General features: G+C 53.6%; 15 protein-coding genes and 3 riboswitches. Of the genes, 13 read left to right on the top strand and 2 right to left on the bottom strand.

Annotation, left to right across the window (positions count from 1 at the left end; genetic code table 11):
* Positions 1 to 126 precede the first annotated feature (126 nt).
* The 7 genes from IRJ17_RS25180 (at position 127) to IRJ17_RS25150 (ending at position 7,900) form a co-directional block, all read left to right on the top strand.
* The gene (locus tag IRJ17_RS25180) at positions 127 to 1,272 is read left to right on the top strand and encodes an iron-containing alcohol dehydrogenase (RefSeq protein ID WP_122962999.1); all 1,146 of its coding nucleotides are present in this window, start codon (positions 127 to 129) and stop codon (positions 1,270 to 1,272) included.
* 14 nt (positions 1,273 to 1,286) lie between these two features.
* Positions 1,287 to 2,669 carry a hypothetical protein gene (locus IRJ17_RS25175; RefSeq protein WP_122963000.1) on the top strand — a complete coding sequence of 461 codons (1,383 nt, stop codon included), beginning with the start codon at positions 1,287 to 1,289 and terminating at the stop codon, positions 2,667 to 2,669.
* Between the two features lie 65 nt (positions 2,670 to 2,734).
* Positions 2,735 to 4,108: an NAD-dependent succinate-semialdehyde dehydrogenase gene (locus IRJ17_RS25170; RefSeq protein WP_167470242.1), complete on the top strand. Its 1,374-nt coding sequence runs from the start codon at positions 2,735 to 2,737 to the stop codon at positions 4,106 to 4,108.
* Between the two features lie 294 nt (positions 4,109 to 4,402).
* Positions 4,403 to 5,146, top strand: a complete 744-nt coding sequence (locus tag IRJ17_RS25165) for a metal ABC transporter ATP-binding protein (protein ID WP_122963002.1) — start codon at positions 4,403 to 4,405, stop codon at positions 5,144 to 5,146.
* Positions 5,146 to 6,006: a metal ABC transporter permease gene (locus IRJ17_RS25160; RefSeq protein ID WP_173596130.1), complete on the top strand. Its 861-nt coding sequence runs from the start codon at positions 5,146 to 5,148 to the stop codon at positions 6,004 to 6,006. The genes IRJ17_RS25165 and IRJ17_RS25160 overlap by 1 nt, the downstream gene beginning before the upstream one ends.
* 18 nt (positions 6,007 to 6,024) lie before the next feature.
* Positions 6,025 to 6,969: a metal ABC transporter substrate-binding protein gene (locus tag IRJ17_RS25155; RefSeq protein ID WP_173596131.1), complete on the top strand. Its 945-nt coding sequence runs from the start codon at positions 6,025 to 6,027 to the stop codon at positions 6,967 to 6,969.
* Positions 6,970 to 7,180: 211 nt separating this feature from the next.
* Entirely contained in the window at positions 7,181 to 7,900 is a 720-nt protein-coding gene (locus IRJ17_RS25150; RefSeq protein ID WP_122963004.1) for a YebC/PmpR family DNA-binding transcriptional regulator, read from the top strand.
* Positions 7,901 to 8,215: 315 nt separating this feature from the next.
* On the opposite strand, the gene IRJ17_RS25145 is transcribed toward IRJ17_RS25150, so the two are convergent.
* On the bottom strand, positions 8,216 to 9,166 hold the full coding sequence (locus tag IRJ17_RS25145; protein ID WP_173596132.1) for an ABC transporter substrate-binding protein: 951 nt from the start codon (positions 9,164 to 9,166) through the stop codon (positions 8,216 to 8,218).
* A 93-nt stretch (positions 9,167 to 9,259) separates the two neighbouring features.
* A complete protein-coding gene (locus IRJ17_RS25140; RefSeq protein WP_167470235.1) occupies positions 9,260 to 9,412 on the bottom strand; it encodes a hypothetical protein in 153 nt (50 codons plus the stop codon).
* Positions 9,413 to 9,481: 69 nt separating this feature from the next.
* Between IRJ17_RS25140 and IRJ17_RS25135 the strand changes: the two genes are divergently transcribed.
* The 6 genes from IRJ17_RS25135 (at position 9,482) to lpdA (ending at position 15,987) form a co-directional block, all read left to right on the top strand.
* Positions 9,482 to 10,348: a LysR family transcriptional regulator gene (locus tag IRJ17_RS25135; RefSeq protein WP_122963006.1), complete on the top strand. Its 867-nt coding sequence runs from the start codon at positions 9,482 to 9,484 to the stop codon at positions 10,346 to 10,348.
* A 164-nt stretch (positions 10,349 to 10,512) separates the two neighbouring features.
* Positions 10,513 to 11,919: a YfcC family protein gene (locus IRJ17_RS25130; RefSeq protein ID WP_174769194.1), complete on the top strand. Its 1,407-nt coding sequence runs from the start codon at positions 10,513 to 10,515 to the stop codon at positions 11,917 to 11,919.
* A gap of 31 nt (positions 11,920 to 11,950) precedes the next feature.
* Positions 11,951 to 13,060: a mandelate racemase/muconate lactonizing enzyme family protein gene (locus IRJ17_RS25125; RefSeq protein WP_173596134.1), complete on the top strand. Its 1,110-nt coding sequence runs from the start codon at positions 11,951 to 11,953 to the stop codon at positions 13,058 to 13,060.
* Positions 13,061 to 13,166: 106 nt separating this feature from the next.
* Positions 13,167 to 13,583 carry a VOC family protein gene (locus tag IRJ17_RS25120; protein WP_122963009.1) on the top strand — a complete coding sequence of 139 codons (417 nt, stop codon included), beginning with the start codon at positions 13,167 to 13,169 and terminating at the stop codon, positions 13,581 to 13,583.
* A 189-nt stretch (positions 13,584 to 13,772) separates the two neighbouring features.
* Positions 13,773 to 13,877: riboswitch (glycine riboswitch) on the top strand.
* A gap of 229 nt (positions 13,878 to 14,106) precedes the next feature.
* Positions 14,107 to 14,445 (top strand): iron-sulfur cluster biosynthesis family protein, encoded by a 339-nt coding sequence (locus tag IRJ17_RS25115; RefSeq protein WP_167470236.1) that lies wholly within the window; start codon positions 14,107 to 14,109, stop codon positions 14,443 to 14,445.
* 129 nt (positions 14,446 to 14,574) lie between these two features.
* Entirely contained in the window at positions 14,575 to 15,987 is a 1,413-nt protein-coding gene (gene lpdA, locus IRJ17_RS25110; RefSeq protein WP_122963011.1) for a dihydrolipoyl dehydrogenase, read from the top strand.
* Between the two features lie 14 nt (positions 15,988 to 16,001).
* Positions 16,002 to 16,105: riboswitch (glycine riboswitch) on the top strand.
* A gap of 2 nt (positions 16,106 to 16,107) precedes the next feature.
* Positions 16,108 to 16,188, top strand: a riboswitch (glycine riboswitch).
* The last annotated feature ends 69 nt before the right edge of the window (positions 16,189 to 16,257 follow it).

Genomic DNA, 16,257 nt, shown 5'->3' with positions numbered 1-16,257 from the left:
GGTGGTTTCGCGAGCGGAAATCTACCATTTCGCCGGGAGCAAACGAGGTTGGGTGCAGCGAATTTTAAGGCTTTGGCACGAGAGTTGCTTTTAAGTGGCAGCACAGAGAAGGGAGAGAGTGACAACATGAACATTTCTACATTTGCTGCTGCGAACAAGCTGGTCACAGGCCGCGATTCGCTGGCATTGCTTGCAGAGGAAGTCGCCCGTCTGGGGGTGCAGCGTCCGCTGATCGTCACCGACCATATTTTGATTCAGGCCGGGGTGGTAGCGCAAGTCGAGGAGCTTTTGCCGATGAAGGCAGGCATCTTCCCGGACGTCAATCCGGAGCCGGAAATCGAAATCGTCGACCTGTGTGTCAGCATGATTCGCGCAGGAAGCTACGACGGGCTGATTGCGGTCGGCGGAGGAAGCGCGATCGACATTGCGAAAGCGGCTGCGGTCATGGCGACAAATGAGGGCAGCATCGAACAGTATTTTGGCACGAATCTGGTCAAGCAGCCGGGCTTGCCGCTGATCGCGATTCCGACCACGGCGGGAACAGGCTCGGAAGTGACCAATATCTCGATTTTGTCCGATACGAAGGAGCAAGTAAAAAAAGGAATTGTAAGCCCTTACTTGCTGCCGGATGTGGCTATCGTCTCGCCGATGATGACGCTGACGTGCCCGCCGAGTGTTACCGCTGCGAGCGGCGTGGATGCGCTGGTGCATGCAGTGGAAGCTTATATTTCCAAGTTTGCCTCCCCAGTCACGGACGCGCTGGCGATTGGTGCGATGAAGCTGATCGCCGTTCACCTGCCAAAAGCGTACGCGGCCCCGGACAACATCGAATCGCGCGAAGCCATGATTACAGCCGCGTTGATGGCGGGTCTTGCCTTCGGAAATGCAGGGGTAGGAGCTGTACATGCCCTGGCTTACCCGCTCGGCGGACGCTTCCACATGGCGCACGGCGTTAGCAACTCGCTGCTTTTGCCTTACGTGATGCGCACGAACAAGATCGCCTGCCTGGAAAAGCTGGGAGACATCGCCCAGGCGCTCGGAGAAAATACAACTGGCCTGAGCCTGGATGAAGCGGCGGAAAAAGCGATCGAAGCGATGACGCGTCTGTGCCGTTACGTGGAAATTCCCCAGTCGTTGCGCGAGTTCAACATCCCTGAGACAGCGCTTGCCGAGATGGCGGAAGAAGCGATGAAGCAGACCCGGCTTTTGAAAAACAATCCCCGCACCTTGCGGAAAAAAGACATAGAAGATATATATCGCGCAGCTTACTAAGAGGGGGATATCACATGAAGTGGAAGCAACGCAAAGATGGTGCAGAGACTCCGTATATTCCGGCTGGCCCGTTCAAAATTCGCCTGCCGTTCGTGCATTATCGTTTTGAATGGCCTGATTACTTGCAAGGATTGCTGATGTGCGCCGTCGATCTCGGCGCCATCACGTTGCTTGCCGATCACCTTGGCATGCCGTTTGAGGTCGGCTTGGCTGTCGTCATTTTAAATGGCTTCTTGTATTTGCTGCACCACTTGCTGGGCGATCCGGTCATTCCGGGCTGGATTACCCCTGCGATTCCGTTGATCGTGCTGTTTGTCGGGCAATTTCCCGAAGGGCCGGATCGGGTGTACGCCCTGATTGCCTTCCAGTTGACGCTCGGGCTGCTATCGATTATTTTGGGCGTCACCGGGCTTGCCAAACGGGTAGTCAACTTCGTGCCGAACGCGATCAAATCAGGCATTATCCTCGGCGCGGGGATTGGCGCGATCACCTCGATTTTTGAAAAAGGCGGGAAGTTCGACCTGTTCCCGTACACGATTGCGATTTGTATCGGTTTCTGCTTTTATCTCGTATTTTCCAAGCATTTTGAAGGATTGAAGCAAAAAGGCAAGCTGTGGGCGCTGCTCGGCAATTTGGGGATTTTGCCTGCGATTTTGTTGGCGGTATTCGTAGCGCCGATCTTCGGGGAAGCGAAGTGGCCGGACATTCAGTGGGGATTCAGCCAACCGGACTTCGCCACGCTCTGGTCGCAGTATACGGTTTTCGGCTTGGGGCTGCCGGCGCTGTCCTTTTTCATCACGGCGCTTCCTGCGGTGTTCGCGACTTACCTTGTCGTCTTTGGCGATGTGCTGAAAACGAAAGCGCTGTTATCCGAATCTGACCAGGTGCGTCTCGATGAAAAAGTCGACTACAATCCTGACCGGGCGCACATGATTTTTGGCGGACGCAACATGCTGATGAGCCTGATCGGACCAGATATTACGATGTGCGGCCCGATGTGGGCAGCGATGCAGGTCGTGGTCGTGGAGCGGTTCAAAAAAGGCAAGCAGGCGATGAACTCCTTTTTCGGGGGCGCAGGCTCTTTCCGCTGGGGAACGAATACAGGTCTGCTGCTGTTGCCGATCGTCAGCCTCGTTCAGCCGATTCTCGGTGTTGCAGTGGCATTGACCTTGCTCGTGCAAGGCTACGTCAGCGTGCGAATTGGCGTGATGCAGGCGCGCAGCCAGCGCGATTTGGGGATCGCCGGAGTCGTCGGAGCCATTCTGGTGATCAAAGGCGCAGCGATGGCTTTTGGCGCGGGAATTTTGCTGTGCGTTTTATTATATGGAAAAGATTGGTTGCGCGGAGAAAAAGAGAAATTGTTTACAGCCAATGAACAGGAGGAAAAAGCGGCGTGAAACAACAACAAGAGTGGAACAAAGGGATTTACGTGAACGGAACATGGCTGACACTTGACAAGCGCATGATCGTGCAAAATCCGGCGACGCTCGCGACGATTGGCAGTGTGCCGGACGCAGGTGCGGAAGAAGCGAAGCAGGCAGTCGATGCCGCGCAAGCCGCTTTTGCAAGCTGGTCGAAAACGACGGCTTACGAGCGGGCCACTCTTCTGGAGCGCTGGCATCAGGCCATTGAAGCCAGACTCGATGAAATCGCCTACGTGATGACGATGGAGCAGGGCAAGCCGCTTGCAGAAGCGCGGGGCGAGGTGCAGTATGCCAACAGCTACATCAAATGGTACGCGGAAGAAGCGAAGCGGATTTACGGGGAGACGATCCCGTCGTCTGCCGTCTCCAAACGGATCATCGTCCAGAAGCAGCCTGTCGGTGTCGTGGCTGCGGTTACTCCGTGGAACTTTCCGGCGGCAATGATCGCGCGCAAGCTCGCTCCGGCGCTTGCCGCAGGCTGCACGGCCGTAGCCAAGCCAGCGGAACAGACGCCGTTGACGGCGCTGTTGCTGGCGGAATGCGCCGAGGAGGCTGGCATCCCGGCAGGTGTGATCAACATCGTCACTACTTCGCGGGCGGGAGAAGTGGTCGACGTCTGGATGGAAGATTCTCGCGTGAAAAAGCTGACGTTTACCGGATCGACGCCTGTGGGCAAGCTCTTGATGAAAAAAGCGGCGGACACCGTGAAAAAGCTGTCTCTGGAGCTGGGCGGTCTGGCGCCGTTCATCGTGGCAGAAGACGCGAATCTCGAAGCGGCTGTCAAAGGCTTGATCCAGTCCAAATTCCGAAACGCCGGGCAAACGTGCATTTGCGCCAACCGGATTTATGTGCACGAGGCTGTGAAAGAGCCATTTTTGCAAAGGCTGACAGAAGCGGTCGCAGCGCTGCGCGTAGGTGTCGGGACAGAGGACCATGTCGAGATCGGCCCGCTGATCGATGACAGAGCGGTCAAAAAAGTCCGGCAGCAGGTAGACGACGCTATCTCCAAAGGGGCTGTGCTGCATGGCAATCCGGAGCTGGAAGGTGCGGTCGGCTATTTCCTGAAGCCTGTTGTGCTCTCGGAGGTCACAGACGAAATGCTCTGCATGCAAGAGGAGACGTTCGGGCCGATTGCTCCTGTTAGCACGTACTCCGACGACGCGGACGTCATCAGACGCGCGAATGCGACACCGTACGGACTGGCGGCTTACGTTTTCACCCAGTCGTTGACGCGGGCATTCATGTTCTCGGAAAATCTGGAATACGGCATTGTCGGGGTAAACGACGGGGGGCCATCTGTCGCGCAAGCACCGTTTGGCGGCATGAAGGAAAGCGGTCTCGGCCGGGAAGGCAGTCACCAAGGAATCGAAGAATATTTGGAGGTCAAATACATTTCGCTGCAACTGGTGTAACCAACAGATGACAAAGTGAATAAACAAAGAGCACAGCGCGTGATATGCGGGCTGTGCTTTTTCTTTATTTCCTAGAAAATGAAATTAAGGGTTGACAGTGAGAACGATTTCCAGTAAATTTTGCATCAGGGAAACATTTTTATACACAAGCATATTATTTTGCCATGGCGAATATTATTGGTTAATAACTACAATTTTGTGTATAAGCATATATAAGTGAGTCGGGACAACCAGAGGGGATGATGTAGCGCAACAGCGAGAATAAAACGACTGATTATTTTTGGAGGGAATCTCATGAATAGTGCTGTGTCAGTCAGAGAGCTTCACGTTTCCTATTTTGGAGTTGAGGTCGTGCAGGGTGTATCGTTTGCGGTTGAGCAGGGCAGCATGGTGGGCATCATCGGCCCGAACGGCGCAGGCAAATCGACCATGATCAAAGCCATGTTGGGGTTGATCGGAAAAGACAAGGGAGACGTCCTGTTTTACGGCAAAGAAGTAAGCGAGGTGCGCAAGAAAATCGCTTATGTGCCGCAGCGAAGCCAAATCGACTGGACGTTTCCGATCACGGTGATGGATACGGTTCTCATCGGAACATATCCAAGCGTCGGATTATTCAAATTTCCGAAAAAAAAGGAAAAGTTGTGGGCGATGGAGTGCCTGCGAAAAGTGGGACTGGAGGACTTCGCCAAGCGGCAGATCGGCGAGTTGTCAGGCGGGCAGCAGCAGCGCGTATTTTTGGCCCGGGCACTGGCGCAAAAACCGGAATTGCTCCTTCTGGACGAGCCATTTGTCGGAATCGACGTCGCCAGCGAGGAGACGATCATCCATATTTTGAAGGAGCTTCAGCTTCAGGACAAAACGATCGTAGTCGTCCACCACGACTTGAGCAAAGCGAATGCGTATTTCGATCAGCTGCTGCTTTTGAACAAGGAACTGATCAAGTTTGGAGCAGTCGATGAGGTGCTGAACCGGGAAGTCATGTCCAAAGCTTACGCGCATCAGCTGCAATTTCTGGAGAAGGCCGAGGTAACTGCGTAATGGAATTTTTACATGCGATCGGACAATATGATTTTTTGCAAAAGGCATTGTTTACATCAGTCGTGGTGGGAATCATTTGCGGGGTCATTGGCAGCTTCATCATTTTGCGCGGGATGTCGTTGATGGGCGATGCCATCTCCCACGCGGTTTTGCCGGGGGTGGCGCTCTCGTATGCCTTCGGGATCAACTTTTTCCTGGGCGCAGTCGCCACCGGGGTGCTTACAGCGATCGGGATCGGATATGTCAGCCAAAACAGCCGGATTAAAAACGATACGGCGATCGGGATTTTGTTCACTTCCGCTTTTGCCTTGGGAATCATCATGATTACGATGCTGAAAAGCAGCACGGACCTGTATCACATTTTGTTCGGGAACGTTCTGGCAGTGCGACCGTCCGACATGTGGGTGACGGTCGGGATCGGCGTGATTGTGATTGTGACCGTCTACGCGTTTTTCAAGGAACTGCTGCTGACGTCCTTCGATCCGACGATTGCGGCGGCGTACGGTCTGCGCAACAATCTGATTCACTATTTGCTGATGACGTTGCTGACGATGGTTACCGTAGCGTCGCTGCAAACCGTGGGAATCGTGCTGGTGGTCGCCATGCTGATTACTCCCGCAGCGACAGCCTATTTGCTGACAGACAGACTGTCGGTGATGATTTTCCTGGCAGCGAGCTTCGGGGTCATTTCAGCGATTATCGGCCTGTACTTCAGCTTTACCTACAACCTGGCTTCGGGGGCAACCATCGTAATGGTGGCGACAGGTTTGTTCCTTCTGGCCTTCCTGTTCTCGAAAAAGCACGGAGTTGTATGGAAATCCATTCGAGTGCGGCAAAAAAGAGCCGAGCTTTCGAAGTAAATAAAAGGAGAACTCGTCATGAAAAAATGGAATCTGTTTCTCGTCTTTCTCATCTCATCCGTCCTGCTCGCCGCGTGCGGTGCGCCGCAAAGTTCCAACCAAGAGGTAAAAACTGGAAATGAAAAGCTGCACGTAGTGACAACGTATTCGATTCTGTATGACATTGTGAAAAATGTGGGCGGAGATCGCGTGGAAATTCACAGCTTGGCTCCGGTCGGCTCGAACCCGCACGAATACGATCCGTTGCCAGCCGACGTGCAAAAAACGACGGATGCCGATGCCGTGTTCTACAACGGCTTGAATCTGGAAGCAGGAAACTCGTGGTTTGAAAAGCTGATGCACACAGCAGGCAAGTCTGGACAAGATGCACCCGTGTTCCGCATGAGTGAAGGCGTAGCCGCCAAGCATTTGACGACAAAAGGCAAAGAGAGCGAAGAAGATCCGCATGCGTGGCTGGATGTGCGCAACGGCATCAAGTACGCGGAAAATGCCAGAGACGCACTGATCAAAGTCGACCCGGCGCACAAGGACACGTACGAGCAAAATGCAAAAGCGTACATCGAAAAGCTGCGCGCTTTGCACGAAGAGGCAGTCAAGCAATACAATCAAATTCCGCGTGAACAGCGCGTTCTCGTAACGAGCGAAGGAGCGTTTAAATATTTCAGCGAAGCATACGATTTCGACGCCGCCTACATTTGGGAAATCAACTCGGAAAACCAGGGAACGCCTGAGCAAGTCAGCCAGGTAGTCGATACGATCCGCGCGAAAAAAATTCCGGCTCTGTTCGTGGAAACGAGCATTGACCCGCGCAGCATGGAGATGGTATCCCGGGAAACCGGCGTGCCGATCGTCGGAAAAGTGTTTACCGACTCGCTCGGCAAGCCAGGCGAAGATGGAGATACGTACATCAAAATGATGGAGTGGAATATTAAGACAATCTACGAAGGCTTGACGAAAAAATAGAAAGCAAGTCGTACACGGCGCAGCTCTCCATCCAGGGGGGCTGTGCTTTTTTAGCCGATGGAGGAGTTGTCCGCAACAAGGGGCGGATGAACTTTTCGAAATGATTTTCTCGTAAAAAAACACGAGATTGAGGTATAATAGTTGAGTGTGAAAATGGACTACGGAGTCTTGCAAGCAATCAATCTGTGACGTTGAAAGAGAGTGGGAATTTATGGGTCGTAAGTGGAACAATATCAAAGAGAAAAAAGCGTCGAAGGATGCGAGCACCAGTCGCGTATATGCCAAGTTCGGGAAGGAAATTTATGTAGCGGCGAAGCAAGGCGAGCCGGACCCAGAGTCGAACCGCGCTCTGAAGGTCGTCCTGGAGCGTGCCAAAACATACAGCGTACCGAAAGCGATTATTGACCGCGCAATCGAGAAAGCCAAGGGCGGATCGGAAGAAAGCTACAGCGAGCTGCGTTATGAAGGCTTCGGCCCGAACGGCTCGATGGTGATCGTGGACGCCTTGACCAACAACGTAAACCGCACAGCGTCTGAAGTGCGCGCCGCTTTCAACAAAAACGGCGGAAACATGGGCGTGACTGGATCTGTCGCTTACATGTTCGACCCGACTGCGGTGTTCGGCCTCGAAGGCAAAACCGCCGAGGAAGTGCTTGAGTTGTTGATGGAAGCCGAAGTCGATGTGCGCGACATTTTGGACGAAGACGGAGCTGTCATCGTCTACGCCGAGCCTGAGCAGTTCCACGCTGTACAGGAAGCGCTGAAAAAAGCGGGCATTACCGAGTTTACCGTAGCGGAGCTGACCATGCTCGCTCAAAACGAAGTAACGCTGGACGAAGAGGCGCAAGCCCAGTTTGAAAAAATGATCGATGCGCTGGAAGACCTGGACGATGTGCAACAGGTGTACCATAACGTTGATCTGGGAGAATAAATATGTCCGTGAAAAAACCTTTGCTGGCAGTTGCTGCGAAGGTTTTTTTTTTATGGGCAAAATAAAACCGCCTCCTAAAAGGAGACGGCATATATCGAGCTCGCTAGTTTTGAGGTGTTACCGATCATCACGTGCGACGCATCTACCTCCAGTGTGAAGTTAGAAGCTTATTGCAGTGTTGCGGTTTTCCTTACTCACTAGGTGATCGTGTAAATCATCCATGGCACATCGCCTCCGTTAGGGACTACAGCCTGTTTGAAAACACACCACCGAGCTCGATAAGTATAGTATGGTCCGATTTTGTGCTTTTATACATCATTTCAACATGCGGGCGGAAATCGCGTTCATGAAGGACTGGTTGCTGTAGGCAGTGCCCCCGGCCAAGCCCGGATTGACGGCGTTGACGTATACGCGGCCCTCTTTGGTCACATGCAGGTTGCTCCATTCGCTTTTTTGCTGCAACTGTTCAAAGGCAGCTTCTGCGCCGGGGTCGCTGCTTTTGTCGACCATGACAAACAAATAATCGGGGTCTGTCTGGGCCAGTTGTTCAAGCGTCAGCGATACAGGCTCTTTTGCCTGTTCTACAACGTCTGGTGTCGCCAGCCCGAGATCGGTGTAGAGCAAATAGTTGTACCGTTCGTTTTTCGGGGAGACGACAAAAGCGCCCTCGTGGAACCAGACAGCCAACACCTTTTTATCCTTCAGCGGGGCAAGCTTTTCCCGCGTATTTTCGATGTTGGTTCTTACCTTGCTCACAATCGCATCCACGTTTGCGTCTTTGCCGCGCACTTCAGCCAAAAGCCGCAGGTTGTCTTCCCAGTGCGCTCCGTTCGAGGAAATAGGGATCACGGACGCTGCCTTTTCCAGCGTGGCGCGCTTTTCCGCAGGCGTCTTGTCAGAGGTCAGGATAGTGTCCGGGTAGAGAGCTTTCAGGTCATCAATCCGCTCGACGATGTCTGCCGGGAGCTTTTGCGTATTTTGCGTAATCGAGGCGTATTCCTGCGGGAACGCGCCGGATTTTTCTACCGTTGCGGCGAACGGCGGTATGCCGAGCAAAAGCGAGTCTTCAAAGCTGCTTCGCGAATCGACAAAGGCGATTTGTTTGGTTCGCGCCGGAATTTTATAGGCAGTGCCCAAATATTGAATGGACCTGGTCGGCTTTGCGTCAGGCGAGCCGTCTGCGGTTTGCCCTCCGGAACCCGCGCCGCATGCGGCAAGCAACAGAAAAACAGCCGTCACAGGGATGGCCAGTAGCTTTTTGTACATCTCTCGTCACTCCGATCGTACATATATGGTCTGTCTATGGCAGGGGAGATCATCACAGTAAATTATAGGGTACCCGAATGAGCCAGGGCTGCTTCATTCCTGAACATTTTCAGACATTCTCCCGTAAGCTTTTTCCGTCACCAAGAGCCATCGCCCCATGACGAAGCAGTATCCGTCAGCGCCAAGCGGCTTTTCGCCCTCCTGCGAGACAGGCTTTTCGGTGCGGTTTTCGTATTGTCTGTTCACAGCAAATGTTCTACGATGGACAAATACAAAACGAAACGAAAGTCTAACTGAGCTTTTGGGGTGATGGGGATGGAGCTGCGCCACTTGAAGACGTTCCACGTCGTTGCGGAATGTTTGAATCTCACCAAGGCTGCGGAAATTTTGCGCTATACGCAACCGACGATCAGCCTGCAAATCCAGGCGCTGGAACAAGACATCGGCCATACCTTGCTGAACCGGGTGGGAAAAAGGACGTTTTTGACGCCGACAGGCAAGCTGTTGAAAAAGCATACAGACAAGCTGTTTCAAAATCTGGACGAGCTGGAACAAGACTTGCGGCGGCTGGAAAAGCCGTACGGCAATTTGACCATCGCGGCGCCCGAGTTTTATTGCAGCTATTACTTGTCGCAACTGCTCAGCATTTACGTGAAGGTGCATCCGCAAGTGCAGATGAAGCTGCTCTGTTACAACAGCAAGGAGACGATCAAGCTGGTGGAGTCGAACCGGGCGGATATCGGGATTGTCGCCGGGAAGTGCAATCGGCCGGGGATTGAGGAAATTTTGATCGATCAGGAAGATTTGGTGCTGGTAGCGAGTCCGCTCCTGGTCAAGTCGCGCAGCGCCGAGGAGCTTTTTGCGGAGCATCCGTTCATTACGTACGATCTGGAAGGCGTTATTCGCGAATGTTTGGAAGAGATCGGCTGCAAACCGCTCTGGACGATCGAATGCGGCAGCGAAGAGGCGATCAAGCGGGCGGTTATGTCCCAGACGGGGATTGCCTTGATCAGCGACGTCATGATTGAAAAAGAAGTGAGGCAGGGAACGCTGCAAGTGCTGCACCGCTTTCCGAAAAGGCTTTTGACTTACTTGATTTATCCGCGCGACCAGCGCGATTACAGCACCGTCAGCAGTTTCGTCGACGTGGTGCTTGATGTGTGGCCGACTTTTCGGGCTTGAATGAAGCCGTGGTATACGACTTTCGGAAGCGATTCCGGGGGTCGTTTTTTTGTGTGGCGAAGTATGGATTTATTTATGGTTATCATTGAACAACCTCATTTTTCATGCCGAATCAAATCGACTACGATAAAAAAACAGAATAATAAAAAAAGGGGGAGTTGGAAGTGCTTCCAAACAGCAAAGAACAAGCAGCAAGACGCAAGAGAGGAATCAACGTTTTCGTGCTGTTGTTTGGCGTGCTGCTCATCGCGACGTTTCTCACCCACGTCGTTCCGGCGGGAGAATACGCCCGCGTGGAAGTGAACGGCAGAAACGTCGTCGATCCACAGTCGTACAAAGCGATTGAACAGACGCCCGTCTCCGTTTTTTCCCTGTTTAGCGCGATCCACACGGGGATGGTGGACGCAGGAGAAATTATTTTCTTTGTTTTGATCATCGGAGGAGCGTTTGGCGTGCTGACTGCGACAGGAGCTGTCGACGCTTTTATCCGCTCGCTGTCCAAAAAGCTCGGGAACAAGGAAAAGTGGCTGATCCCGATCATGATGCTGTTTTTCGCCTTTGCCGGGGCGTTTACCGGAATGGCGGAGGAGACGCTGGCTTACATCCCGATTTTGGTGCCGCTTGCTGTCTCGCTCGGCTTTGATGTCATCACGGGAACCGCGATTGTCCTGGTAGGAGCCTCGATCGGTTTTACGACGGCGATCATGAATCCGTTTACAGTGGGGATTGCCCAAGGAATCGCCCAGCTGCCGATTTTCTCGGGCATTGGCTACCGGATCATCTTGTTCGTGATCATGTATGCCGTATCGGTTGGCTTCATTTACCGCTACGCGATGAAGGTGAAAAAAGATCGCTCGCTCGGATTTTACGGCGAAGGAGTCGCAGCGTTTGAGCAGATTGCACCGACAACTGACCAACCTTTGTCCCAAACGCACAAATGGGTGCTGATCTGCTTCCTGCTTAACTTCGTCGCCTTGATTTACGGCGTCCTGCAATTCCAATGGTACATTACCGAAATCTCTGCCTTGTTCGTCATTTTGGCCATCGTAATTACGCTCATTTCCCGCATGTCTGCCGATCAGTTGATCGAGTCGTTCATGAAAGGGGCGGCGGGGATGCTCACGGGCGCTCTCATCATCGGGTTGTCGCGAGCGACACTGGTCGTGCTTGGCGACGGACACGTCATCGATACGCTGTTGTTCCATGCGTCAGGCATGCTGCACGAAATTCCGCCTGTGCTCAGCGCGGCTGGCATGTACATTTTGCAAGCGTTGATTCACTTCGTCGTACCTTCGGGCAGCGGACAAGCGGCGCTGACCATGCCGATCATGGCGCCATTGGCTGATCTGGTCGGAGTGACGCGGCAAACGGCGGTGCTGTCTTTCTCGCTGGCAGACGGAATCGGCAACATTATTTTCCCGACCTCGGGTTACTTCATGGCAGGGCTGGCGCTTGCGGGCATCCCGTGGATTCGTTGGGCGAAGTGGATTTTGCCATTGATTTTGACGCAGTTCGGGATTGGGCTGGTAGCGGTCATCATCGCCAATTGGATGCACTATGGACCGTTTTAAGAAAAATGTGTGAGCAATGGAGGGTTTCCTGTTGAAAATTGTTGCGATTGAAGTATTTGCGACCGAGCTGCCTTTGGTGCGGCCGTTTATCGTGGCCTACGATGCGTTTCACAAGCTTCCGAGCATCATTGTCAAAATGACGACGGACACGGGGCTTGTCGGTTACGGCGAAGGCATGCCCGACCCGCACGTGACGGGCGAGACATTTTCCAGCACGTACGAGATGCTGGTGAAAGACATTGCGCCGCTCGTCCTCGGGGCTAACCCGTTTGATATTGAAAAAGTTCACCGAATCATGGAGCAGGCTGTCTATTGCGCGCCATCTGCAAAAGCGGCCATCGATATCGCCTGCTACGATCTCATGGGCAAAGCCGCGGGACAGCCTGTCTACAATTTGCTTGGCGGAAAAGCGCACGACTTTTTGACGGTGCCTTATGTTGTGAGCATTTTGCCGCCGGAAGAAATGGCTCGCCAGGCGGCGCAAGCTTTGCAAGACGGATATTCGAGCATCAAGATCAAGGTCGGCGGCGATCCGGCTGTCGATGTCAAACGGATTCGCGCCGTCCGCGAGGCAATTGGCCCGGACGTCCAGCTGCGCGTGGACGCGAACCAGGGCTGGCGCAATGTGGCGACAACGATGCGCGTGTTGAAGCAAGTAGAGGACTGCCAGCTCGACTGGATTGAGCAGCCTGTTTTGGCGGACGATCTGATCGGTTTGGCAGAGGTTCGCCAAAAAACGTTCATTCCGGTCATGGTCGACGAAGGCTTGCACGGCGACAAAGAAATGCGGGAAGTCATCGTCCGCCAGGCAGCCGATTTGATCAACATCAAGCTGATGAAGTGCGGCGGCCTGTATCCGGCGCTCAAGCTGGTCGCGCAGGCAGAGATGGCGGGGATGGGATGTCAGGTTGGCTCGATGGTCGAATCAGCCGTGGCCACCGCCGCCGGGGCGCATCTGTCTTTGGCAAAAGGGATGATCTTTTCCAACGAAATGGTGGGGCCGCTCATGTTCTCCCGCGACTTCGGACAGCTTCGCTACGAGCAGGATCGCTTGCTGCTCGCAGATCGTCCGGGGCTTGGCGTGGAAGTCGATGAGGCTGTTGTGCGCGAGTTGAGTGTTTTTGCGGCGGAGGTTTCTTAGGAGGGGCGAATCAGTTGGCGTAATTAGCAATCCATAAGAAGCATCGTATCCCAAGAGATGGTACGATTTAATCAATCACAACACTTATCGAAAAGAGGGATACGCAATGGCACTGCAATCAAAACAAATTTTTGTCAATTTGCCCGTGAAAGATTTGAACAAGTCGATTGATTTTTTTACAGCGCTGGGCTATGAGTTCAACCCGCAATTTACGGATCAAAATGCCGCTTGCCTGGTGATTGGCGAAAATATTTACGCGATGCTCTTGGTGGAGGAGTTTTTCCAATCGTTCACGAACAAGCCCGTGACGGATACGGCCCAGAGCACCGAGGTCATCGTGGCGCTGTCAGCCGAGAGCCGGGAGCAAGTCGACGAGATCGTAAACAAAGCGCACGAAGCAGGAGCCAAGCCAGCTAAAGACCCGGTAGACCACGGCTTCATGTACAGTTGGAGCTTTATCGATCTGGACGGACATTTGTGGGAATACGTGTACATGGATGAGGCTGCGATTTCGCAACAGTAAAAAATAGGGTGGATCAACAGGCCAAAAGCAGGCGTTACCGCTTTTGGCCTGTTCGCGATGCCAGTCGTCATGGCGGCCCGCCGCAAATCGAATAAGTTTACCTGAATAATAATTTTTTTCAGAATTGACATCGGCAGAAGGAGTGTGATTTACTAATGTCAATGTTAGCCAACAAGTGAATAGCGGCGGATGATGATTGTAGGAGAGACTAAACGACGCGTTTAGCACCGAAGGAGCAAGTCCCATAAAACCCTTGGGATTAATCTCTCAGGTACCAGATACTACAATCGGACGCACCTCTGGAGAGCGCTGCACAAGCCACCCAAGGGGAATACTTCGGAACCGATTGATTGCCGAAGTTAAACTCTCAGGTAAAAAGGACAGAGGAAAGGTAGAGTATTCGTCACTCTATCTTTCCTCTGTCCTTTTTTGCTGAATGAAACGTCGCGTCGAGTTGCACAAAAGCGGGCGCAGACGCTTGCATTTCGGCCAAACGAAACGGATACGAGTGAAAGGTGGCGCGATGGGAAAGGAGCAGGCGATCACGAAAATGGAGCTTACGATCAAGAAAGCGGCTCAAGCAGAGCTGAAAAAACTGAATTTTCCGCAGGATACCGCGCTCAGGATTGACGTGGTGATCTCCGGCGACTGCGGTTGCGGATTTTTTGTCCAGCTCGGAGTAGATGAGTTGCGCAAAAACGACACGCTCGTGTACGAAAACGGGATTCCGGTCTGCATGGATCGGTTGACCAAACGGCATCTCGGGGATGTGCTTACCCTGGACTACGACCCTTTCCTGGGCTTCGCCTTGTCCAGCCCGGAAGAAGCTTTTGCGGATCGGCTCGCTGTTCGTCGCGGTTGACAACGGAAACAGGCAGAACAGCACGAGCAGCAGTTGGCCGACTGCAAGCAGGCGCAGGCGCCTCTTCCTGCGGGGTAAAACCGCGGGAGACGCCTTACACAGAAAAAGAAAAACAGGTGGAGAGAACAAATGACAACGAACGGAACAGTAGAGCAGGTGGATGTTCTCGTGATCGGAGCGGGGCCGGGGGGCTACGTAGCCGCGATCCGGGCGGCTCAGCTCGGCAAGCAGGTCGCGATTGTGGAAAAAGATACGGTCGGCGGCGTATGTTTGAACCGCGGCTGCATTCCTTCCAAGGCGCTGATCTCGGCGGCGCATCAATACGAAGCGATGACGCAATCCGCGAGCATCGGCTTGCAGGCAGCAGAAGTGAGCGTCGATTTCGCCAAGGTCCAGGCATGGAAGCGCAGCGTGGTCGACAAATTGACCGGAGGCGTAAGCTCGCTGCTCAAAGGCAACAAGATCAAAAGAATCAGCGGGGAAGCGCGGCTAGTCGGCGAGCAGCTGGTTGAGGTGAAAAATGGCGACGACTGCATACAGGTGCAATTCCGGCAAGCGATTCTCGCGACAGGCTCGCGTCCGATCGAATTGAAAGCCTTTCCATTCGCGGGCCGCATTCTTTCCTCGACAGAACTGCTGGCGCTTGAAGAATTGCCGAAAAGCTTGCTGGTCATTGGCGGCGGGTATATCGGGATCGAGCTGGGGCAGACATTTGCCAAGCTGGGCACGAAGGTGACGATTTTGGAAGGCTCGGACTCGATCTTGCCCGGCTTTGAAAAAGAGCTGTCGCGTCTGGTGGCGAGGAAGCTGAAAAAGCTCGGCGTGGAAGTGCACACCGAAGCGCTGGCCAAAGGGGCGGAACAAACAGCCGAACAGGTCAGCGTCACCTATGCGGAAAAAGGCGAAGAGCGTCAGGCGACCGCCGACTATGTGCTCGTTACGGTTGGCAGACGGCCGAACATCGAGGGGCTGGGATTGGAAAAGCTCGCTGTCAAGCTGACAGAGCGCGGCTTCATCCAGATCGACCAACAGTGCCAAACGAGCATTCCGCACCTGTATGCGATCGGCGATCTGGTGGAAGGCCCGGCTCTTGCCCACAAAGCGTCGTACGAAGGCAAAATCGCGGCGGAAGCCATCGCTGGCAAAGACAGCAAGCTCACCGACAAAAAGATTCCCGCTGTCGTGTTCTCCGATCCGGAGATTGCCAGTGTGGGACTGACCGAGTCGGAAGCCAAAGAGCGCGGACACGAGGTGGCAGTTGGCAAGTTCCCTTATGCCGCGAATGGGCGGGCACTGTCTCTGAACGTCGGGGAAGGCTTCGTGAAGCTCGTGGGCGACAAGGAGACGGGGCTGCTGCTGGGAGCGCAGATTATCGGGCCGGAAGCGTCCAATCTGATCGGCGAGGTTGCCCTGGCGATTGAAAAAGGGCATACGCTGACAGATATTGCCGAGACGATCCACGCCCATCCGAGCCTGGGAGAAATCATCATGGAAGCGGCAGAAGGAGCGCTCGGGCACGGCATTCATCAACTGAACAAATAACTGCATATCGGCGGATGATGATCGTGGGAGAGACTGGCCGCACTGGCTGGCACCGAAGGAGCAAGTCCCAAAAACCCTTGGGATTAATCTCTCAGGTAAAGAGTACCACGATTGGACGCACCTCTGGAGAGCGCTGCACAAGCCACCCAAGGGGAAAGCTTCGCGAACCGAAGCCAAACTCTCAGGTAAAAAGGACAGAGGAAAGGTAGATTTTTTCCGAAAAAGGAGTCTATCTTTCCATTGTCCTTTTTTCGCGTTCGTACGCTTGGG

The sequence above is a fragment of the Brevibacillus parabrevis genome (genome assembly GCF_022701015.1).
Classification (GTDB): domain Bacteria; phylum Bacillota; class Bacilli; order Brevibacillales; family Brevibacillaceae; genus Brevibacillus; species Brevibacillus parabrevis.
Note: the sequence above shows the minus strand (reverse complement) of the source record. Positions and strands in the feature narration are given on the sequence as shown.